General features: G+C 59.6%; 19 protein-coding genes and 1 other RNA gene. 11 read left to right on the plus strand and 9 right to left on the minus strand.

From position 1 onward, the window contains the following. Positions 1–8 precede the first annotated feature (8 nt). The 3 genes from ACTRWK_RS13975 to acuI form a co-directional block, all read right to left on the minus strand. Positions 9–1,217 (minus strand): SAM-dependent methyltransferase, encoded by a 1,209-nt coding sequence (locus tag ACTRWK_RS13975; RefSeq protein ID WP_037944332.1) that lies wholly within the window; start codon positions 1,215–1,217, stop codon positions 9–11. A gap of 77 nt (positions 1,218–1,294) precedes the next feature. Continuing rightward, on the minus strand, positions 1,295–2,716 hold the full coding sequence (locus ACTRWK_RS13980) for a cryptochrome/photolyase family protein (protein ID WP_037944333.1): 1,422 nt from the start codon (positions 2,714–2,716) through the stop codon (positions 1,295–1,297). 134 nt (positions 2,717–2,850) lie between these two features. Continuing rightward, positions 2,851–3,843: an acryloyl-CoA reductase gene (acuI, locus tag ACTRWK_RS13985; RefSeq protein ID WP_289081167.1), complete on the minus strand. Its 993-nt coding sequence runs from the start codon at positions 3,841–3,843 to the stop codon at positions 2,851–2,853. A gap of 189 nt (positions 3,844–4,032) precedes the next feature. Between acuI and ACTRWK_RS13990 the strand changes: the two genes are divergently transcribed. From ACTRWK_RS13990 to ACTRWK_RS14030, 9 genes are all read left to right on the plus strand, one after another. After that, complete coding sequence (locus ACTRWK_RS13990) at positions 4,033–4,776, plus strand: FadR/GntR family transcriptional regulator (protein ID WP_037964440.1); 744 nt, start codon at positions 4,033–4,035, stop codon at positions 4,774–4,776. A 31-nt stretch (positions 4,777–4,807) separates the two neighbouring features. Continuing rightward, positions 4,808–5,154, plus strand: a transfer-messenger RNA (tmRNA) gene (gene ssrA, locus ACTRWK_RS13995). A 262-nt stretch (positions 5,155–5,416) separates the two neighbouring features. Next, entirely contained in the window at positions 5,417–6,235 is an 819-nt protein-coding gene (locus tag ACTRWK_RS14000; protein ID WP_289081075.1) for a glycosyltransferase, read from the plus strand. Between the two features lie 155 nt (positions 6,236–6,390). Next, on the plus strand, positions 6,391–7,647 hold the full coding sequence (gene chrA / locus ACTRWK_RS14005; protein WP_289081074.1) for a chromate efflux transporter: 1,257 nt from the start codon (positions 6,391–6,393) through the stop codon (positions 7,645–7,647). A 72-nt stretch (positions 7,648–7,719) separates the two neighbouring features. Next, entirely contained in the window at positions 7,720–8,190 is a 471-nt protein-coding gene (locus ACTRWK_RS14010) for an SspB family protein (protein WP_005853671.1), read from the plus strand. 112 nt (positions 8,191–8,302) lie between these two features. Beyond that, positions 8,303–9,697: a class II fumarate hydratase gene (gene fumC, locus ACTRWK_RS14015; protein WP_005853673.1), complete on the plus strand. Its 1,395-nt coding sequence runs from the start codon at positions 8,303–8,305 to the stop codon at positions 9,695–9,697. Then, complete coding sequence (locus tag ACTRWK_RS14020; protein WP_005853675.1) at positions 9,694–9,870, plus strand: DUF4169 family protein; 177 nt, start codon at positions 9,694–9,696, stop codon at positions 9,868–9,870. Before fumC ends, ACTRWK_RS14020 begins: the two co-directional genes overlap by 4 nt. Then, positions 9,867–10,100 carry a ribbon-helix-helix domain-containing protein gene (locus ACTRWK_RS14025; protein WP_064216470.1) on the plus strand — a complete coding sequence of 78 codons (234 nt, stop codon included), beginning with the start codon at positions 9,867–9,869 and terminating at the stop codon, positions 10,098–10,100. Before ACTRWK_RS14020 ends, ACTRWK_RS14025 begins: the two co-directional genes overlap by 4 nt. 9 nt (positions 10,101–10,109) lie before the next feature. Further along, positions 10,110–10,343 (plus strand): hypothetical protein, encoded by a 234-nt coding sequence (locus tag ACTRWK_RS14030; protein ID WP_005853679.1) that lies wholly within the window; start codon positions 10,110–10,112, stop codon positions 10,341–10,343. A gap of 48 nt (positions 10,344–10,391) precedes the next feature. On the opposite strand, the gene ACTRWK_RS14035 is transcribed toward ACTRWK_RS14030, so the two are convergent. The 4 genes from ACTRWK_RS14035 to ACTRWK_RS14050 all read right to left on the minus strand — a co-directional run bounded on the left by ACTRWK_RS14035 (position 10,392) and on the right by ACTRWK_RS14050 (position 14,739). After that, positions 10,392–11,285: a fructose bisphosphate aldolase gene (locus ACTRWK_RS14035; RefSeq protein ID WP_286780224.1), complete on the minus strand. Its 894-nt coding sequence runs from the start codon at positions 11,283–11,285 to the stop codon at positions 10,392–10,394. 69 nt (positions 11,286–11,354) lie between these two features. Further along, entirely contained in the window at positions 11,355–12,707 is a 1,353-nt protein-coding gene (locus ACTRWK_RS14040; protein ID WP_289081073.1) for a cytochrome P450, read from the minus strand. Next, positions 12,704–13,930, minus strand: coding sequence for a hypothetical protein (locus tag ACTRWK_RS14045; protein WP_289081072.1), 1,227 nt, complete (start codon positions 13,928–13,930; stop codon positions 12,704–12,706). The genes ACTRWK_RS14040 and ACTRWK_RS14045 overlap by 4 nt, the downstream gene beginning before the upstream one ends. A gap of 56 nt (positions 13,931–13,986) precedes the next feature. Further along, on the minus strand, positions 13,987–14,739 hold the full coding sequence (locus tag ACTRWK_RS14050) for a cytochrome c biogenesis CcdA family protein (protein WP_037945030.1): 753 nt from the start codon (positions 14,737–14,739) through the stop codon (positions 13,987–13,989). A gap of 104 nt (positions 14,740–14,843) precedes the next feature. Here ACTRWK_RS14050 and ACTRWK_RS14055 point away from each other — a divergent pair, with 104 nt between their 5' ends. Continuing rightward, positions 14,844–15,071, plus strand: coding sequence for a sulfurtransferase TusA family protein (locus tag ACTRWK_RS14055; protein ID WP_037945031.1), 228 nt, complete (start codon positions 14,844–14,846; stop codon positions 15,069–15,071). A gap of 97 nt (positions 15,072–15,168) precedes the next feature. Here the strand turns inward: ACTRWK_RS14055 and ACTRWK_RS14060 are convergent, their stop codons facing one another. Further along, positions 15,169–18,084, minus strand: a complete 2,916-nt coding sequence (locus tag ACTRWK_RS14060) for an Rne/Rng family ribonuclease (protein ID WP_289081071.1) — start codon at positions 18,082–18,084, stop codon at positions 15,169–15,171. 567 nt (positions 18,085–18,651) lie between these two features. Here ACTRWK_RS14060 and ACTRWK_RS14065 point away from each other — a divergent pair. Beyond that, complete coding sequence (locus tag ACTRWK_RS14065) at positions 18,652–18,936, plus strand: hypothetical protein (protein ID WP_289081070.1); 285 nt, start codon at positions 18,652–18,654, stop codon at positions 18,934–18,936. 22 nt (positions 18,937–18,958) lie between these two features. Here the strand turns inward: ACTRWK_RS14065 and ACTRWK_RS14070 are convergent, their stop codons facing one another. Next, complete coding sequence (locus ACTRWK_RS14070; protein ID WP_009824697.1) at positions 18,959–20,293, minus strand: sigma-54-dependent transcriptional regulator; 1,335 nt, start codon at positions 20,291–20,293, stop codon at positions 18,959–18,961. Positions 20,294–20,295: the final 2 nt, after the last annotated feature.

Consider the following 20,295-nt stretch of genomic DNA (forward strand, 5'->3'; position numbering starts at 1 on the left):
ATGCGCCCTCAGGCCGGACGCTTCACGGTAATCTGTGTCACATCGCAATTGCCGCTGTCAAAGGTAGACGCGCAAGACGTGAGGTAGAAATCCCACATCCGCTTAAAGCGTTCGTCAAAGCCCATGCGCGCGATCTCTTCCCACTTCTCGTTGAAGGTCGTATGCCAGCGGCGCAGCGTGACGTCGTAGCTTTTTCCAAATTCGATAGACTTTTCAACGGCTAGTCCGGCATTCTCAACCTGTTGCTTCAACACCGCGGGGCTTGGTAGCATACCCCCCGGAAAGATATATTTCTGAATGAAATCAACGCCTCGCTTGTAAACCTTCCAGCGACGATCCGGCACGGTGATGATTTGCAAGGTCGCTTGACATCCAGGTTTAAGACAGGCGTGCAACGTATTGAAATACGACGGCCAATACTGTTCCCCAACGGCTTCGAACATCTCGATGCTGGCAATACCATCGTAAGTGCCACGCTCGTCACGGTAATCTTGAAGCTTGAACTGAACAACATCGGCCAAGCCCGCGTTTTCAATACGTTCTTTGGCGTAGTTAAACTGCTCTTTGCTGATCGTAAGGCAGGTGACCTTGAGCCCGCGTTCCTTCGCTGCATATTCAGCGAAACCGCCCCAGCCGCAGCCGATTTCCAGCACATGGTCCCCAGCCGAGACCCCCATTTGATCCACCATAGAGGCATATTTCGCAGTCTGCGCCGCCTCTAGCGATTGTTGAAAGCCGTCCTCGAAAAGCGCGCTTGAATAGGTCATCGTGTCATCAAGCCACAATTTGTAGAAATCATTCCCCAAATCATAGTGATAGCTGATGTTCTTACGCGCTTGCTTCTTGCTGTTGCGCTGCAACCAGAAGCGCAGGGATTCAAATTTGCGGATCAACCCCATGCCGGGGAATGAATCGTAGATATCCTCATTCGCATGAGCCACGTCCATAAAGGCCTGCAGGTCCGGTGTGCTCCACCATTCGTCAAGGTAGGCATCGCTGAAACCAAGATCACCCTCCCTGATAAGACGCGCGAACAAGTCATTGTTATGGATACGGATTTCCGCAATGGGCAGCGGGTTCTTTCCGGTTGCGCGAAAGCACCGCCCGTCGGGCAAAACAAAGTCGACCTGCCCGTTTTGCATTTCCTGCGCCATCGCAAAAACACGCGAGAAATATCGTGGAAGGGCAGTCTGCCCCTCGGTGCTGGTCAAAATCATTCGCTCTCCTGTATGCGCTTGGACGCGTATCTTATTGGTTTATGGGTGTTACGTGGGAGATCCACGTTTCATAAAGGTTAAAAGTTTCGCCCCTTATAGGTTTCAAGGGCCCGTTCGCGCCCTTCGTCCAGCGCGATGATCTTCTCGGGATAGTCATCATCCGCCGACAAGGGCCAACTGCGCGGGATCGCATCAAAGAACGCGAGCGCGTCCTTATGCGGATTGGCACGCCCTTCGGCGATCCAGCGACTGGCGTAGTCTCTATTCTTATCAAATTTATCCAGCTGTGTCTCGGGGTTGAACACGCGGAAATACGGAGACGCATCCGGCCCCGACCCCGCCGCCCATTGCCACCCCATCGCATTGCTCGCGGGGTCCCAGTCGATCAGGCAATGTTCAAACCACTTCTGCCCGATGCGCCAGTGACACATCAGATGTTTCGTCAGATAGCTCGCGACGATCATGCGGCCCCGGTTATGCATGCGGCCGGTGACATAGAGCTCGCGCATGGCAGCATCGACAAAGGGTTCGCCCGTGCGCCCCTGTTTCCAGGCTTTTACCTCGGCACGGCGTTCATCCTCGTTCCAGGGGAAGGCATCCCATTCCTCGCGCCAATTGTCGGTCAGCATCCGTGGCGTGTGATGCATCAGGTGATAGGCAAACTCGCGCCACACCAGCTCTTTCAGAAAGGTCTCCGCCCCCTGTTTGCCGTCATGCAAGGCGCGCTGTGCGGCGTGCCAGCATTGATGCGGACTAATCTCACCCAGCGACAGGTTCTCGGACAGGTTCGACGTGCCATCGGTGCCGGGAATGTCGCGGGTCTGCTTATAGTCGGCTACCCCATGCGCCATGAAGGCCCCCAGCCGCGACTGCGCGGCTTTTTCGCCCAGACAGACAAACGGGCGCACCACATCGGCACCACGGTCCATCGCAGCCCCCAAGCCCCACCCGTCCAGCGCATCACTGTCGGGCCAGCTTTCGGGCGCGGGAAGTTCTGAAGGTGCCGACAGCGGCGGCTCAACATCGCGGGTTTTGACGTTGTTCCAGAACGGCGTGTAGACCTTATAGCAGTCGTCCGCCTTGGTCTCGACCGTCCAGGGCTCGAACATGACGTGCCCCCCAAAGGATTTCGCCTCTATCCCGTCGTTGCACAGGATCTCTTTGATCTTGCTGTCGCGCTGCACGCTGTCCGGATCATAAAGCCGCGACCAATAGACGGCACCGGCGCCCGTCTCCTTGATCAGAACCTGTAATACCTCAAGCGCATCGCCTTCACGCAAGATCAGCCTGCTCGACACCCCCTCAAGACTGTTCGCCAGCGCCCCGATCCCCAACCCCAGACGCCATTTCGGTGCCGCGCCAAGGGCGTTGACGCTCTTGTCCTTTATAAAGACGGGTATCACGGGCCGCCCCGCGTTTGCAGCGGCAGATAGGGCCGGATGATCGCTAAGCCGCAGATCGCGGCGATACCAAAGAAGGATGGGGCTTTTATCGGACATGTCACACTTTGCGTTAAGGTGATGCAAAGCTAGTGCTGCCCTCGCAAGGTCAAGGCCGTACCAGTCCCTAAATACGCCAAACGGCGACCCCAAGGGGCCGCCGCCAGACAAATCGTAGCCGTCGTGCCGGTGGTTTAACCGTTCACATCAACCACAACACGACCCCGCACCTGACCGTTCAGGATGTCTGCCCCCAGCTTGGGCAGATCGCTCAGCGTCGCAGGCACGACCATATCCTCAAGCTTGGACAGCGGCAGGCCTTTCCCGATCCGCTGCCATGCGCGCAGACGGTTGTCATAGGGTTGCATGACGGAATCGATCCCCAGCAGGTTCACACCGCGCAGCAGGAAGGGGATCACCGTGGCCGGCAACCCTGCCCCACCCGCGAGCCCGACAGCTGCGACCGAACCGCCGTATTTCATCTGCCCCAAGACCCGCGCCAGCATCTCGCCGCCCACGGCATCAATGCAACCGGCCCAGGTTTCGGATTCCAGCGGGCGTTTAACGGTTTCGTTCAACTCTTCCCGCGCGACGATCTGCGTGGCACCCAGCGATTTCAGATAATCCGCCGTATCCGGGCGGCCCGTCACACCGGCGACCTCGTGACCCAATGCAGCAAGGATGGCGACCGCGACCGACCCCACGCCACCGGCGGCACCCGTCACCAGTACCGGCCCGTTGCCTGGCACCAGCCCGTGATCCTCCAGCGCCATGACAGACAGCATCGCGGTAAAGCCCGCCGTGCCCACGGCCATGGCTTGGCGGGTATCCAGCCCCTCGGGCAGCGGCACCAGCCAGTCTGCCTTCACACGCGCCTTTTGCGCATAGCCGCCCCAATGCGCCTCGCCCACACGCCAGCCGGTCAGCACGACCTTATCGCCGGGTTTGTAGCGATCATCGTCCGATGCCTCCACGGTGCCTGCGAAATCGATACCGGGAATATGGGGATACTTGCGCACCAAGCCGCCGCCCGGTCCGATGCACAGCCCGTCCTTGTAGTTCACGGTCGAATATTCGACAGCAACGGTCACATCCCCCTCGGGCAAACGGTCAAGGTCGATCTGGGTAACCTCGGCATGGGTCTTGCCGGTGTCCTCATCCTTATTCACCATCAACGCATCAAACATCATTCCTCCTGTCTCGGACCGCCGTTCAGGGCCCGCTTCATTTTGCCAGTAAACTCCGGGGAGCCCGAGGGGCTGGCCCCTCGGTTCCATGGGTTCAAGCTGCGCGCCAGTGGGGGTGCCCGCCGACTCACATCTTGCAAAATTAATGTCAGACAATTAAAGTTTTTCCAAACCATAAATGTAAGACATATGAATTCCACGCCAGAAACCGCCTCTGATCTGTCCAGCCATATTGCCGCGAACATCCGTGATGCCATCATCAAAGGTGTGCTGATCGTGGACGAACGCCTCCCCTCCGAGGCGGAGCTGTCGGCGCAGTTCAACGTCTCGCGCGCGACGGTGCGCGAGGCGCTCAAGCGGTTGGCGGCACAATCGTTGATCCGCACGCAACGGGGGGCAACAGGCGGCGCTTTCGTCAATCGCATCAGCTTTGAAGCCGCCCAAGCGCAGCAGATCACCACCTCTACCCTGCTCTTGTCGATGAACGACGTAAGCTTCGAGACCGCCTGTGAGGCCCGCTTCGCGCTAGAGCGCGCCTGCGCCCCCCTGTCGGCGGCACGCAGGCAGGATCATCACCTGGACGCGATGCAAAACGCGCTTGCCGCGCAATCTGCCCCCGATCTGTCGGACGCGGGCTTTTGCGCGGCTGATGTCGCGTTTCACCGCGCGCTGGTCGATGGGGCGTGCAATCCGGTGCTGTCCTATCAACTCGCCGGTGCGGTCGAAGCGATGCAGCCGCTGATGAACATGATCACCTTCACCGCATGGTCCCGCGACGCCATCGTCGCGCGCCATCGTGACATTGCCACCGCGATCGCCGCCCGCGACGCCGGCGCCGCCGCCCAAGGGCTGACCCTGCTTGAGGAAGAGACCCAGGCCCTCGCCCGCACCGTCTTTGCCCGCCGCAGCAAACAGATTGACGCGGCCCGATAGCCCGCGGGTCACCTTTCGTTTTCAAAGCTTTCCCCTTGCAAAGCAAATCACGCCCCTTATATCTAGGGTGTCCTTCGGGACTATGGGTATAAACGCGCATGTAATAAGCGGTTCGGACCCGGGGGCGGTACCCGGCGACTCCACCAAACATCCGTCATTTGCGGATCATGGGGTCGAAATAGGATCGACGAACGTCTAAAGATGTTGCTTTATCTCGGCTGACTGCCACCGTTATCGGCGTAAAATGTACAATTGCAAATGACAATCGTGCTCCAATGGCGATGGCCGCGTAAGCGACCGGAACTATTGAAACTTAAGTCCTTACGTTTAGCGACCTAAGGCGGGGTTCGCAGGTACCTGGCAACAGAAACCTGCACTTACATTTCCCCCGTAATTTTCCACTTTCAAGCGCATGACATGCAGTTTTCGCCTGCTTATGATCAGGCGCGACATCGCCTGTGCTGCAATCGACGGGCAGCTTGCATAAGCACTGCGTCCGCTTCAGAATGAAGGGCAGAACACCCAAGCCCCTTAAACCCTGACTTTCAAAGCGCACTTCGGGTTTGTTTGACTTGCAGTCAAAAAGTCCATAATTTTTAATAAGATACATTAACCGCCCACAACGCAGAGAAGCCGCTCAATGTCCCAATCGACTGAAATCCTTGTCTCAACTCGGTTCTCGTTTCTAGGGGCGTCAGGATGGCAAAGCGACTTTTCCAAAGATGCGGCGATGCTGTTCGATAAAAACAGGCTGTTGCGGCGGCTATGGCTGTTCAACAATATCGCATTGGCGAGCCTCGCGTCGCAAACGGACGATAACTTTCACCATTTCATCCTTTCCAGCGATCAGATGCCCGATTGGGCAAAATCAGAGCTGACCGATATGTGTGAAGACCGTTTAGGGGCTGGTAAGTTCACGATACAATTCGCGCCGCAGGGCCCGGCGAGGAAGTTTCAGCGCCACGCAATCGGAAAATTTGCAGGGAGCGATCCTGTGGCTCAGGTTGTCCTTGATGATGATGACGGCCTATCTTCGGATTTTATCGAAACGCTCAGAGCGCATCTAGCGCAAGCCGAGCCGCTCGAAGCAGAGGGCACGCCCCATTTTTACACATTCCCAAAGGGCTACGCATTGGGCCTGCGTGACGACGAGGTTCAGTTATGGGCACATCGCTTCAAATTCATTAATTTGGGTCTGACGATGGTTGGCAGGAAAGACCATAAAAACATATTCGGCATCGGCCATATGGATGCACCAAAACGGTTCGGCTACACCAGCGACACTCGGAAACTCATGTATATCCGCACGTTGAGCGACGTGAACGACTCGCGTGTCAGCGTCGGTGAAAGATGGACAGAGGTCGAGAATTGGCGCGACGACGAGGACTTTAAATCAAGGTTCCCTTGGATGCTGGACGTGCCGTTCAAAGAGTTCAACGATTTCGATAGTTTGGCGTGATAGCAACCTGCGCCCCCTAACCTGACAATCTGCATCCTTTGAAAACCGCCGCGCGTATGTGCGGGCAGTGCCAATCGGTGCCCCACCGGCGCTTGACCTCGGGGGCCGGTACTGCGACCTCTGGCGCGGGGCATCGTGAGAGGCATATGCGAGATATGAGTGTACCGGAGTGGGGCCTGCTGGCGCGTGTGTTCGGGCGGATCGGGGTGCTGTCCTTTGGGGGGCCAGCGGCACAGATCGCCCTGATGCACAAAGAGTTGGTCGAGCGTCATCGCTGGCTTTCGGAAGACGGGTTTTTGCGCGCTCTGTCCTTGTGCATGTTATTGCCCGGGCCAGAGGCGATGCAACTGGCGACCTATGCCGGATGGCGGCTGCGCGGCACCCTTGGCGGGCTGTTGGCGGGGCTTTTGTTTGTATTCCCCGGGGCTGCGGTCATTCTGGCGCTGGCCTTTGGCTATGCCTATTTCGGCCAGCTTCCCTTGGTTCAAGCCGCGTTCATGGGCATCAAGGCGGCGGTCATTGTCGTGGTCTTTCAAGCCTTGCGTAATCTGGGACGCAAAGCGTTGCACGGGCGCGCGGGATGGGTGCTGGCCGCGCTGGCTTTTGTAGCTCTGTTCGTCTTTGGCCTGCCCTTCCCGCTGATCATTCTGGGTGCGGGCCTTTGGGGCGCTTTTGGTGCCACCGGGCACGGCAGCGTGGTCGAGAGTGAGGGGCTACATCACCGCCCTGCCCGCCCCTTCGGCGTCATCGGGCTTTGGGTCGCGCTATGGGCGTCGCCGCTGCTGTTTGTCTGGGGTATGGGGAATGAATTCCTGCTCAAGATCGGGCTCTTCTTCTCGAAGCTCGCGGTGGTGACCTTTGGCGGCGCCTATGCGGTGCTGGCCTATATGGCGCAGACCGTGGTGCAGGATCACGGGTGGATCACCACCGAACAGATGATCGACGCCCTGGGGCTGGCCGAGACGACTCCGGGCCCTCTCATTCTGGTGACGGAGTTTGTCGCCCTGCTGGCAGGTTTTGCCCAATCGGGGCCATGGGGCGCGGTCTCGGCCGGGGCTCTGGCGCTCTGGGTGACGTTTACGCCCTGTTTTCTATGGATATTCCTTGCCGGCCCGTATCTGGAGGCGATCTCGGCGCAGCCGCGGCTGGCGGGGGCCTTGCGCGCGATTACCGCCGCCGTCGTCGGCGTGATTGCCAACCTATCGGTCTGGTTCGCGCTGCATGTGATGTTTGAACGCGTGCTGCCTATGGCGCATCTGGCCGTGCCGCTCCCTGATTGGAGCAGCTTTGATCCCGTGGCCGCTGTGCTGACGGGGGTGGCGGGAGTGTTGATGCTGGGGCTGCGGTTCGGCTTTGTCCTGACGATGACGATAAGCGCGGCATTGGCCCTTTGCTGGCGCCTGTTGCTATAAATTTTTGCGCCCCCTTTTCACTGGTGCGAAATGCCGTATGCTATCGCCATCAACCAAGGCCGGAGAGAAGTAATGAGCCGAAGCATTGAGTATGGCAATCTGATGCACGATGCCATGCGCGGGTTAATTCGTCAGGTATTACTTGACGTTGCAGCCAATGGACTGCCCGGCAACCATCACTTCTTTATTACGTTCGACACCTCTCATCCGGATGCGGAACTGGCCGATTGGCTGTCCGACCGCTACCCCGGCGAGATGACCGTTGTCATGCAGCATTGGTACGACAAGCTTGAGGTCACCGAGGAAGGATTCTCGGTCACGTTGAACTTTGGCGATGCGCCCGAACCGATGTATATCCCCTATGACGCGATCCGCACCTTTGTGGATCCGTCGGTGGAATTCGGCCTGAAGTTCGAACAGCAAGAACCGGGCCAACAGGACGAGGACGAAGATCTGCCCCAACAAGACGAAAGCGAGCTTGAGGTCGAGGAAGAAGCCCCCAAAGCCGCCGAGATCGTATCGCTGGACAGCTTCCGCAAGTAATCGACCGGTCAGCGCGCCTTGTCGCCAAGGTTAGCGCCATCGGCTCATTGCACCGCTGCGGCCCGCGGGGTAAACCCTGATCAGACATAAGCCCAAGATCAGGAGCCTTTTCATGGCCGATACCCGTACAGAAACCGACAGCTTTGGCCCATTGGAAGTGCCGTCCGACAAATACTGGGGCGCGCAGACCCAGCGGTCGATCATCAACTTCCCCATCGGTTGGGAAAAACAGCCCGTGCCGATCATCCGCGCCCTTGGCGTCGTGAAAAAAGCCTGTGCGATGGAAAACCTGAACCAGGGCAATCTGGACCAGAAGCTGGCCGATGCAATCACCGCCGCCGCGACCGAGGTGATCGAGGGTAAGTTCGACGACAACTTCCCGCTGGTCGTCTGGCAGACCGGTTCCGGCACCCAGTCGAACATGAACGCGAACGAGGTGATCTCGAACCGCGCGATCGAGATGCTGGGCGGCGAGATGGGGTCGAAAGATCCGGTCCACCCCAACGACCACTGCAACATGGGACAGTCGTCCAACGATACCTTCCCTACCGCGATGCATGTGGCCATCGGCATGCAGGCCCGCGATGTACTGCTGCCCGGCCTGCAAAAACTGCACGACGCCTTGGTCGCGAAGTCCGAAGAGTTCAAGGACATCATCAAGATCGGCCGGACCCATACCCAGGATGCGACACCGCTGACCCTGGGTCAGGAATTCTCGGGCTATGCGCATCAGGTGAAAAAGGGAATCGAACGGGTCAACGCCTGCCTGCCCGATATCTATGAACTGGCCCAAGGCGGTACTGCAGTTGGCACCGGCCTGAACACCAAGAAAGGCTGGGCCGAAGCCGTGGCCGCGCATATGGCCGAGATCACCGGCCTGCCCTTTGTCACCGCGCCGAACAAGTTTGAATCGCTGGCCGCCCATGACGCGATGGTCATGTTCTCGGGCGCGCTGAAAACTGTTGCGGGATCGCTGTTCAAGATCGCCAATGACATGCGCTTGCTCGGGTCCGGCCCGCGTTCGGGTCTGGGCGAGTTGATCCTGCCCGAGAACGAGCCCGGGTCGTCGATCATGCCGGGTAAGGTGAACCCGACGCAGGCCGAAGCGCTGACAATGGTCTGTGCGCATGTCATGGGCAATGACGCCGCCGTCGGCTTTGCCGGCTCGCAAGGGCATTTCGAGCTTAACGTCTACAACCCGATGATGAGCTATAACGTCCTGCAATCCATGCAGCTTTTGGGCGACAGCGCCTCGGCCTTCACGGACAACATGGTTGTCGGCACGCAGGCTAATGTCGAACGTATCGACAAGCTGATGAAAGAAAGCCTGATGCTGGTCACAGCGCTGGCCCCCACGATTGGCTATGATAACGCGACCAAAGTCGCGAAGACGGCCCACAAGAACGGCACGACGCTCAAGGAAGAAGCAATCGCCTTGGGCTTTGTCGATGCCGAAACATTCGACCGCGTGGTGCGGCCGGAGCAAATGATCGGACCCAAAGAATGAGCGCCCCCATCAACCTCAACAAGGTCAAGAAAGAGCGCAACCGCGCCTCGCGCAAGGCCCGTGCCGATGAAAACGCGGTACAGTTCGGCCAGAGCAAGGACCAGAAAGAGGTTTTGAAAGCCCGTCTGGCGCAAATCTCGCGCAATCTGGAAGCCCATAAGCGCGACACATGAGCGCCCGACCGGTGAAACATTCGGTGACCCTTCGGGGTCACCGTACGTCGATCTCGCTGGAGGATGAATTCTGGCAGGAATTGCGCGACCTTGCGCAAGAGATGGACATGCCGATCAATGCGCTGGTGGCGCAGATCGATGCAGAGCGCGGCGTTGAAGCGGGGCTGGCCTCTGCGATCCGCGTGTATGTGCTGCGTGCATTAAAGGAACGTTTACCTTCGCGGGGGTAAGTTTCCCCCATGGTCAAACAACAGTTCTCTCCATTGTCGCCCGAGGGCTGGATGCTCGCCCTATTCAGTTCGAAGGCCGCCCGCAGCGGGTGTGTCGTGCGGCGGAACGTCAGGGATGTCGAAAGATATGTGGGCCGCCACGCATTCGAGCAAGAACTGCTACGCCGCGGTTATCACGCTGTGGAGAATGCGGGCCAGCTCGTGATCTTTTGCAATCAGGAACCGATCCGCATTATTGTTTAGGGGTTTTCTTCCCAAGAAAACCCCCGCGGAATTTAGGAAAATTCCAATTTAGGCGACAGAGGCGTCGTAGATCTTGCTGATGTTCTGCCCCAGTGCCGTGTTGAACTCGGCATCCGACATCTTGACGTTCAACCCTTCGGTCAGCGCGCGCGAGAAGCTGGCGATCATCTTGGGGTTTTGCGTCAAACGCGCGCAGGCGTCTTCGGTGGAATACCCGCCCGACAGCGCCACGACCCGCAGCACATTGGGGTGATCCGCAAGGCTGTCATAAAGCCCCGCGCGTTCTGGCAGGGTCACCTTGAGCATCACCAGTTCCTCCGCCGAAAGCGCGGCGAGGTGTTTCTCGAGCTCGGATTTCAGGATGTCTTCGGCTTCCGCCTTGCTCTCGGAATGGATGTTCACCTCTGGCTCGATGATCGGGACCAGACCGGCCGCGCAGACGGTTTTGGCAACGGCGAATTGCTGCGCCACGACCGACGCGATCCCTTCGGGATTGGCCGATTGGATGACCGACCGTTCCTTGGTGCCAAAGATTCCGGCGGCTTTCGCGCGTTTCAGCAGATCGTCCAGCTCGGGCATGGGTTTGAGCAGCTGCACGCCGTTTGCTTCGTCTTCCAGACCTTTGTCGATCTTCAGGAAAGGCACGACGCCGCGGTCTTCCCATAGCAGTTGGGCCACAGGTTTGCCGTTAATCGTGTTGTCCATCGTGCGTTCAAACAGGATCGCGCCCAGAACTTTGTCAGAGGTGAAATCATCGGCCAGAATGATCCGCGCGCGCATGTCGTGCATGGCTTGAAACATCTCGGCATCGCCCGAGTAATCAGAGGGTTCAACGCCATAAAGGCTCAGCGCCTTGGGGGTCGATCCGCCCGACTGGTCCAATGCGGCCACAAACCCCTGCCCTGTTTCCATTTGTGTGCGCTGTGCGTCTGTCGTGGTCATGATGATCCTGGCCCTTATTGATTCCGTCGAATGTTCGTTTAACGCATCTATTCCCGCGATGATATATCGTTAGCGCCGGACAAAGCGCAGCAAAATGCCGTCTTTTGAACGAACTGTCAGATGCGCCACGGGAACAGGTGGCTTTTCGCCGACAACCTCTATGCGGTAATCGCGCAGGATACGTGACAGGATCAACGGGCCTTCGACCATGGCAAAGCCCGCCCCCGGGCAGACCCGTGCACCGGCGCTGAACGGCAGATAGGCCTCGCGCTGGCATTTCTTGCCGTTCTCGCTGTGCCATCGCGCCGGATCAAATCCGTCGGGGTTATCCCACAGGCGTTCGTGACGATGCAGATGCCACGGGCTGATCACCACCTGTGCCCCACGCGCGACGGTCCGGTCGCGGAACGTCGCGGGGCAGCTCGCTTCGCGCACCATCATCGGCACGGGGGGATAAAGCCGCAGCGCTTCGCGGAAGACATCTCGGCTTTGCCTAAGCTTGCCCATAACCGCAAAATCGCACTGGTCGATCGCCTGTGCCTCTTCGGCCAGACGGTCCTGCCAGTCGGGATGGGTCGCCACCAGATACATCGCCCATGCCAGCGCCGAGGCGCTCGTCTCGTGGCCCGCAAGAAAGAAGATCGCGACCTGATCGACCATTTCTTCGGTGGTAAAGGTAGAACCGTCTTCGGGGTCGGGCGTGGTCATGATCTTGGTCGCCAGATCGTCAGGGGCGGTGCCCGCCTTGATCGCCTCCATCCGCTCGGCCGTCAGCGCGGTGATCAGCCGCCGGATCTTGGCTGCGCTACGTTTCGTGTCGCCGCGGAACAACCGTGGCAGCCAGCGGGGCAAGGGTACAAAGGCCGCGATGTTCAGGATCGGCTGGCTGCGCTGATAGGTTTTGAATTCGTCAAAGACCTCGCGCGCCATGTGGTGTTCGATGGGAATCGAAAACAACGTGCGAAAGATCACATCCGCCGCCGCGTGGCTGGTCTGCGCCTCGACCTCTAGCGGCGCGCCATCATGAGGGGAAAGCCGTGCCGCGGCTGCCTCTGCCGCGTCCCAGATGGCGGGGAAGGTTTCGCGCAAGCGGCCCCCTTCAAACGCGGGGTCAATGATGCGCCGCTGTCGTTTCCACGTCGCCCCGTTGGTCAGGAACACCGAATTGCCAAGCAGCGGGCGCAATCCTTCGCCGATCCGGTCAGACTTGGGATACTCGTCGGGGCGCGTCTTGAGCACGGTCTGGATCAGATCGGGCTGGTTGATCAGATAACTGCGGAAGAACGGCGTCTTGAACTCTGCCATCCAGGCCCGATACAGGCGTGCGGGCTGCGCCGACAGGATGTCTTGGCGAAAGAGCCGCGCATAGCGCCAAAGCGACACTTTCGCGGGGCGGCTCTCGGGTTTGGGGGGCAGCGTCATGGCGCGGTAGAGGTGAACTTATTCACCGGTTTGACAATGCGCGACCGGGATGCAGGCCGTCCGGCATAGCGTTCGGCCAGACTATGCGGGCCGCCGGTGATCTGGAAATAATCATAATCCTTAGGCGCATCAAAGGCGCAGAGGTATTGGAAATGCAGCCGGAAAAACCGCCAGCGCAGCTCTTTCCAGCGGGCGGGGGTCAGCGATTGGGTGAAGGCCGCGGAAAACACCAACGGCCAGCGTTTATCCTCGGGGGCAACGCCCGACACCGCTACCGGATCGCAAAGCGCAAAGGCACAGCCGTCGCCGGGGGCCGTCACATCGACCCATGTCAGACCCTCGCATTGGGACAGAAAGCGCAAATCGGCGCGCAGACGGTGGGCATCGCGCAGGAAAGACACCATCGGCACCACCTGCCCCAAGGTCATAAAGGCCAGCGCAGGCCCGTCAGCAGGGACACGGCCCGCGCGGATCAGATCGGCAAGGATCGACACCCCCAGATGCGCGCCCGAGGAATGGCCGACGACCAGCACCTCGTCCACATCAGACCTCAGCGCCTGCGCGATGGCATCCCCGAATTCGGTCATGCGCGTTTCAAGCGCGGGCGGGTTCGCCCCTCGCGTCGCGGCCCCGAAGGCGTAATCATGCATCAGGTAATAGGCGAAAAGCTTGCCATCGTGTTTCTTGAACCAGCGCAGCACCTGCCAGCCCAACCCCACGCCAGCGGCGGCGACGATCCCCTTGAACCACGCAGGCCCGCCAAAGAAGGTCAGCCCCGTGTACAGCAGCTTGCCCGCGAGGGCAGCGATCAGGAGTTGCAGCAGCAACATCCCTACCGGATAAAGCGCCGCAATCACGGGCCCCTTGCGCAGCTTCATCAACCGCCAAAGCGCACCCGACGCGATATAGACCCAAGCCGTCTGCACCAACTGCCCATAGGTTGCGAGGATCGAATTGCTCATGGAGATGCGCACGATGTCGGACCAGACGAGCACGTCGACCTGAGCCTCTACATCAACGCCATCAATATGCGCGGCGACGTTCCAGCCGTAGTTCCCGCCGCCCTTCTTGGGCGACAGCGCGATCTGATAGTCCGAGATCCGCGCCTGCGCGCTGCCTTCCTTGCGGTAAAGCTCGCGGTAGCGGCGCGGATGAATGGGGTCATAGCCCGGGATATAGAAAACCCGTCGCGTCCTGACTGTCTGCTCTATGTTCTCGGCCATCGTTCACCCTGTATTTCGCCGCAGCTTAAACAGGTTTTCCGGCAAGAGTAAGGCGCCTAACCCAAGGATCCCAATGCAGGAAATGTTTCCAGCAACCAGAAAGAGAAGGTCGTAAACGCCCCCGTCAGCAGCGCCAGACCGACGACCACCAGCAAGATCCCCATGCCGCGTTCGATCAGCTTCATATAGGGCTTGATCCGGTTCATGACGTGGGTGGCGCGGGTAATGAACATCGCCGCCAACAAAAAGGGAATACCCAAGCCCGCCGCATAGACCCCCAGCAAAAGCGTGCCGCGCGTGACCGAGGCTTCGGACGCCGCGAGCGACAGGATCGCACCAAGCTGCGGCCCGATGCAGGGTGTCCAGCCAAAGGCGAAGGCCAGCCCAAGGATATAGGCCCCAAAGGACGTGCCGCCCTTGTCGCCCGCATCCAGACGCGCCTCTTGATCCAGAAAAGGAATGCGGAAGACGCCCAGGAAATGCAGGCCAAAGATGATCACCACAATGCCCGACAGCCGCGCGAAGAGCACCTGATTTTGCAGGAAGAACGCCCCGAAGACCGAGGCCGTGAACCCCAGAATCAGGAACACCGTGCTGAGCCCCATCACAAAGAACAGCGCCGCGATAACAGCCTTGCGGCGCGCGGCGGCGACCGATGACATGTCGTTCAGGGTTACCCCGCTCATATAGGCGAGGTACGGGGGGACGATGGGCAGGACGCAGGGGCTCAGGAAGCTGATGATCCCGGCGGTCAGCGCAATGAGTATGGCGGGCAGTAGTCCCGCGTCGATCAGGTCAAATCCAAACATGACATCAGCCATAATCTGCTTTGTCGGGCGCGTCACCTGCTGTTGCGCGTGATCCCCGTCACAAGGTTGTGGACGCGTTGAAACATGTGGCTTATCTGAGGACCATGACAGATAAAAACTTTCTCGACGCGACGGGGCTTTTGTGCCCCCTGCCCGTGCTCAAAGCCCGTAAACGCCTGCAATCATTGGCCTCTGGCGATCTTCTGACCGTGCATGCGGATGATCCCGCCGCGATCATCGACATCCCGCATTTCTGTGCCGAGGCCGGTCACAGCCTTGAAAGCGCCGCGATGGACGAAACGCCGCAGGCCTATGTGATCCGCAAAAAGTAACGGTCCCGCCGCCCCACGTGCCGCGGATACCGCAGAAAAAAGGCAGACCCGAAGGTCTGCCTTTTGTCGTTTCTATATGTCAGCGCAGGGGCGCTGCTTAGCCGCCCAAGGACCACCAGCCGCGCCGCTTGGGCTTGGCGGGTTTTTCGGGCTCCGCCTGCGGGGTCGCCTCGGGCTGAGGTACTTCGGTGACCGGTGGCTCCGGCTGGATTTCCTGCGCGGGCGGCATTTCCGTCGGGGTGCTATCGGGCACCTCGGTCGGGGCCGGCGTTTGCTCCACCTCGGCGGGCTGGGACGGCTGCGCGGGCGTGGGTTCCGGCGTCGGGATCGGCGTCGGCTCCTTTGCGGGCTCGGGCGTCGGCGCGTCTGGTGTCACCTCAGGCTCGGGCTTGGGCTCGGGGGTTGGCTGCTCTTTTGGCGCAGGTGTTTCCTCGGGCTTGGGCGCCTCTTCGACAGCCTCGACAGGCGCGGCCTTGGGCTTGCGCGTGCGGGTCCGCTTGGGTTTTGGCTTGGGCGCGTCTTCGGCGGCCTCCGCGTCGGCAGGGGTCGTCTCCGCAGGTTTCGCGTCCTCGGAGGTCTTGGCGTCCGCGTCTACGGTCGCTTCTGCCGCGGCATCAGCCTTGGGTTTGCGGGTCCGGCTACGGGTGCGCTTGGGTTTGTCCTGCGGTTTCGCGTCATCAGAAGCGGCGTCTGCAGTCGCATCCGTTTTCGCGTCATCCTTGGCATCCGCAATTTCCGCGGGCGCGTCGCTATCGCCGTTGTCACCGTTGGTGTTGCTATCGCCGTTGTTTTCACCGTTGGCCGCATCATCCCCGTTGGATTTGCCACCCCGACGCCGCCGGCGACGACGACGGCGCTTGGGTTTCCCTTCGCCATCATTGTCATCGTCAGAGCCATTGTGCTGGTTCTGCCCGCCATTGCCGTTGCCGGTAGGTTCATTGTCAGCATTGTCCGCATCTGCTTCCGCATCGACATCCAGATCGTCGACCTCGTCCATGATGGAGGTATCAACCGACACCACATGTTCGATCGGCGTGACAACGCGTGTCGCGGTCTTGAACTTTTCAAGCGAGAAATCGGGGCTGACCAAAGCGGGGTCGCCTTCGATGCGCACGGCCATGCCATAGCGGCCTTCGATGTGAGCAATATGTTCGCGCTTCTGGTTCATCAGGAAGTTGGCGATGCCGACGGGCGCGGTGATCAATACCTCGCGCGACCGTTTGCGGGTGCCCTCTTCCTCGATCTGGCGCAGGATCGACAGCGCAAGGTTGTCGTCCGACCGGATCAGGCCGGTGCCGTGGCAAGCGTGGCACGGCTGGGTCGTCGCCTCGATCATGCCGGGACGCAAACGCTGGCGCGACATTTCCATCAGGCCAAAGCCGGAAATTCGGCCCACCTGAATACGCGCACGGTCGGTTTTCAGCTTTTCCTTCATCAGCTTTTCAACGGCGGCGTTATTGCGGCGCTCGTCCATGTCGATAAAGTCGATGACGATCAGACCGGCCAGATCGCGCAGACGCAGCTGGCGGGCGACTTCGGCGGCGGCTTCCAGGTTGGTCTTGGTCGCGGTCTGCTCGATGGAGCCTTCCTTGGTGGCCCGGCCCGAGTTCACGTCGATCGCAACAAGCGCTTCGGTCACACCGATCACGATATAGCCACCCGAAGGCAGCTGCACCGTGGGGTTGAACATGCCCGAGAGGTAGCTTTCGACCTGATAGCGCGCGAACAAGGGCAGTGTTTCGCTATAGAGCTTCACGTTCTTGGCGTGGGACGGCATGATCATCTTCATGAAGTCCTTGGCGATGCGGTAACCGCGTTCACCTTCGACAAACACCTCGTCAATCTCGCGGTTATAAAGGTCGCGGATCGAGCGTTTGATCAGGTCGCCTTCTTCGTAGATCTTGGCGGGCGCGATGGATTTCAGCGTCAGCTCGCGGATCTGTTCCCACAGGCGTTGCAGGTATTCGTAGTCGCGCTTGATCTCGGCCTTGGTGCGTTGTGCACCGGCGGTGCGCACGATCAGACCGGCACCTTTTGGTACCTGAATTTCGTTTGCGATCTCTTTCAGCTTCTTGCGGTCCGCGGCGTTGGTGATCTTGCGGCTGATGCCGCCCCCACGCGCGGTGTTGGGCATGAGCACACAATAGCGGCCGGCCAGCGACAGATAGGTTGTCAGTGCGGCACCCTTGTTGCCACGTTCCTCTTTAACGACCTGCACCAGCAGGATCTGGCGCACCTTGACGACTTCCTGGATTTTATAGCGCTTGGGCCGTGGCTTGCGCGCGGTGCGCAGATCGTCGTGGTCATCGTCATCCGCCACGGATTCGATGCTGTCATCCTTGGAGGACGCATCTTTAGCCTTGGGGCTATCGTCACTGTCATCCGCGTCGTCGCTGTCGTCCTGATCATCGGCATCAGGTTTTGCGGCGTCTGTCGCATCTGTTTTGGCGGCCTTGGGCGTGTCACCCTCTGCCTTGCTGTCATCGCCTTCGGGCTCTTCGACAGGCGTTTCGGCAACCCGCTCCATCGGAGAGGAGCCTTCTTCATCGTCCAGATCGACGGTCTGCATGCCATTGATCTGATCGCTGTCGGTGGCATCGGCGTCTTTGCTGACCGTCGCGTCATCGGACACGGTGTCTTCGGCCTTGGACTTGCTGCGGCTGCGCGAGCGTGTCCGGCGTTTGGGTTTTTCGTCTTCGTCTTCCTTGGCGGCCTGCGCTTCGGCATAGGCACGCTCTTCCTCCATCAACGCCAGACGGTCGGCGACGGGGATCTGGTAGTAATCCGGGTGAATTTCCGAAAAGGCGAGGAAACCATGACGGTTGCCGCCATAATCCACAAACGCGGCCTGCAACGAAGGTTCGACCCGCGTGACTTTCGCGAGGTAGATATTGCCAGCTAGCTGGCGTTTATTCTCTGATTCAAAGTCAAATTCTTCGACCTTGTTTCCGTCAACCACAACAACGCGAGTTTCCTCAGCGTGGGTGGCATCGATAAGCATTTTCTTAGGCATAAATCCATTTTGCACAGCTGCGCAAACAGCTGCCCCGGTGGGGCGCTGCGAGGCAGGGTATGTCTTGTCAGGGCGATGGGTGACGCGGCTAAAACAGGGCCCAAAAGGCCGCCTGTCTGTCTGCTCTTGGCGTCTGCGCGCGTCATCGCGGTTCTTCTCCGACATGGGTGGTGCGTACCGCGCCCCCATATCCATTAATTTACTGCGGTTGTCCGGCCAAAGGCACGGCGCAATCGTCAGCGGTTCTTGAGCCTTTTTTAAGGGCCTAATCGGTCTGCCTGGTCACCACATGCCGGGGAACCGAGGCATCGAAACTGTCTGGGGTCTGGTTTGCCATCCAAAGAGGCAAACAGCCCTATCTACAATTAACGGCAGAAGGCACCAAATGACAATGGGAAATCGCGATTAGCGGCTTTGCAGATACGGGGGCCGATAGCGGTATCACGCCCCCTGCCGCCTTGCTTGACAAGCGTCGGTGCTATGGGAAAAGCTTTGCCAGCGGGTTTATGCCCATGCAGCAGCCCTGTGACGGGATGCACAAAAATAAGACAGATAAGGATGATACGAATGCATATTTCCCTGCGCGCAGCCCTGTGCCTGCCGTTTCTGGCGCTTGCCGCCTGCGAAGACATGAGCACGAACGGCGGCAGCGACCCCGAGGGCCCGTCCAAGCGCAGTTGCATCCGTGCCGTGGAAAAACACACCGGCAAATCGGGCGGTACGCTCAACACGACCATCCCTATCGTCGAGACCGGCCAGCATATCGTTGATATCCCTGGCGGCCCGTCGTGGACCTGCTACACCGATGAGACCGGTGCAGCACGCGAGTTGATCGAGACGCGGCTCGGCTGAGCCTTTCTTCAATATGCGGCGCTCAGAGGTAATCCGAGCGCTGCAAACCGTATTTCGCCATCTTCTCGTTCAGCGTCCGGCGCGGCAGGCACAACTCCTCCATCACACTGGCGATAGACCCTTTGTGCCGGCGCATGGTATTATCGATCAGCATACGTTCGAAGGCTTCTACATATTCCTTCAAGGGCTTGCCGTCGGTGGTCATCACCGGCTGCATCTCTTCGTGGTCCGACATCAGCAGTGATGCGATAGAACCGGACCCGCGACGCGACTGCAACACGGCGCGTTCTGCCACATTGATCAACTGGCGCACGTTCCCGGGCCAGGGAGCTTGCAACAGTTGCGCGGCCTCTTGCGCGGAAACCTGCGGAGTCTCGCAGCCATATTCATCGGCAAATTCTTCGGACAAACGTGTGAACAACGTCAGGATATCCTCGCCCCGTTGGCGCAGTGGCGGCACGGTGATGCGAAGGGCGGCCAGACGATAGAAAAGGTCAGAACGCAGCGCATCTTCGGAGGTGCGCCCCGCTTCTTGCAGGTTCGAAATTGCAACGATCCGCGTTTCCGCAGGCGTGCCTTGGTCGTTGATCGCACTCAGAAGACGGGCTTGCAGCGTCTCGCTGAGCGATTCAACACCTTCCAGCACCAAAGTGCCGCCGCGGGCCTCCTCGATCGCGGGAAGCTGGGCGTCTTCAGGCATCATGGGCCCGAACAAACGCTTGCTCAATGCGTCTTCCTCTAGCGCGCCGCAGCTGACCAGCACGAACTTCTTGCCCGCGCGCGATCCCACAGCATGCAGCGCATGCGCCACCAGCGTCTTGCCCGTACCGGTTTCACCGTCGATCAGCACGTGACCGTCGGCCTGACCAAGATCCAGAATATCCTCGCGCAGCCGCTCCATCACGGGCGAGCCGCCGATGAGCTTTTTCATCAACTGGCTGCCGTCAGACAGTTCACGACGCAGGGCGCGGTTGTCCATGACCAGACGGCGCGCGTTGGTGGCCTTCTTGGCCAGTTCGCTCATCCGGTCGGGGTTAAAGGGCTTTTCAAGGAAGTCGAACGCGCCGACGCGCATCGCCTCGACCGCCATGGGCACATCGCCGTGGCCGGTGATCATGATCACGGGCAGCGCGCTGTCGGTCCCCATCAGCTTTTTCAGGAACTGCATCCCGCCCATGCCGGGCATCTTGATGTCGGAAATCACGATACCGGGGTAATCCGGCCCCAGCGTTTTCAGCGCATCCTCGGCGCTGCCGAACGTCTCTGTGTCATAGCCCGAAAGCGCCAGCCACTGGCTGATCGACTGACGCATGTCTTGTTCATCATCAACGATCGCGATTTTCATTGCCTGAGCCATTG

The organism is Sulfitobacter sp. G5_S2_6_S6, from assembly GCF_054968505.1.

Bases quoted from the DNA above. Each gene is read 5' to 3' on its own strand.
- ACTRWK_RS14040 (WP_289081073.1), bottom strand. From the start codon at position 12,707: ATGACGCTGCCCCCCAAACCCGAGAGCCGCCCCGCGAAAGTGTCGCTT.
- ACTRWK_RS14050 (WP_037945030.1), bottom strand. From the start codon at position 14,739: ATGTTTGGATTTGACCTGATCGACGCGGGACTACTGCCCGCCATACTC.
- ACTRWK_RS13990 (WP_037964440.1), top strand. From the start codon at position 4,033: ATGAATTCCACGCCAGAAACCGCCTCTGATCTGTCCAGCCATATTGCC.
- fumC (WP_005853673.1), top strand. From the start codon at position 8,303: ATGGCCGATACCCGTACAGAAACCGACAGCTTTGGCCCATTGGAAGTG.
- ACTRWK_RS13980 (WP_037944333.1), bottom strand. From the start codon at position 2,716: ATGTCCGATAAAAGCCCCATCCTTCTTTGGTATCGCCGCGATCTGCGG.
- ACTRWK_RS14070 (WP_009824697.1), bottom strand. From the start codon at position 20,293: ATGGCTCAGGCAATGAAAATCGCGATCGTTGATGATGAACAAGACATG.
- chrA (WP_289081074.1), top strand. From the start codon at position 6,391: ATGAGTGTACCGGAGTGGGGCCTGCTGGCGCGTGTGTTCGGGCGGATC.
- ACTRWK_RS14000 (WP_289081075.1), top strand. From the start codon at position 5,417: ATGTCCCAATCGACTGAAATCCTTGTCTCAACTCGGTTCTCGTTTCTA.
- ACTRWK_RS14055 (WP_037945031.1), top strand. From the start codon at position 14,844: ATGACAGATAAAAACTTTCTCGACGCGACGGGGCTTTTGTGCCCCCTG.
- ACTRWK_RS14020 (WP_005853675.1), top strand. From the start codon at position 9,694: ATGAGCGCCCCCATCAACCTCAACAAGGTCAAGAAAGAGCGCAACCGC.
- ACTRWK_RS14035 (WP_286780224.1), bottom strand. From the start codon at position 11,285: ATGACCACGACAGACGCACAGCGCACACAAATGGAAACAGGGCAGGGG.
- ACTRWK_RS14025 (WP_064216470.1), top strand. From the start codon at position 9,867: ATGAGCGCCCGACCGGTGAAACATTCGGTGACCCTTCGGGGTCACCGT.
- ACTRWK_RS14060 (WP_289081071.1), bottom strand. From the start codon at position 18,084: ATGCCTAAGAAAATGCTTATCGATGCCACCCACGCTGAGGAAACTCGC.
- acuI (WP_289081167.1), bottom strand. From the start codon at position 3,843: ATGTTTGATGCGTTGATGGTGAATAAGGATGAGGACACCGGCAAGACC.
- ACTRWK_RS14045 (WP_289081072.1), bottom strand. From the start codon at position 13,930: ATGGCCGAGAACATAGAGCAGACAGTCAGGACGCGACGGGTTTTCTAT.
- ACTRWK_RS14065 (WP_289081070.1), top strand. From the start codon at position 18,652: ATGCATATTTCCCTGCGCGCAGCCCTGTGCCTGCCGTTTCTGGCGCTT.
- ACTRWK_RS13975 (WP_037944332.1), bottom strand. From the start codon at position 1,217: ATGATTTTGACCAGCACCGAGGGGCAGACTGCCCTTCCACGATATTTC.
- ACTRWK_RS14030 (WP_005853679.1), top strand. From the start codon at position 10,110: ATGGTCAAACAACAGTTCTCTCCATTGTCGCCCGAGGGCTGGATGCTC.
- ACTRWK_RS14010 (WP_005853671.1), top strand. From the start codon at position 7,720: ATGAGCCGAAGCATTGAGTATGGCAATCTGATGCACGATGCCATGCGC.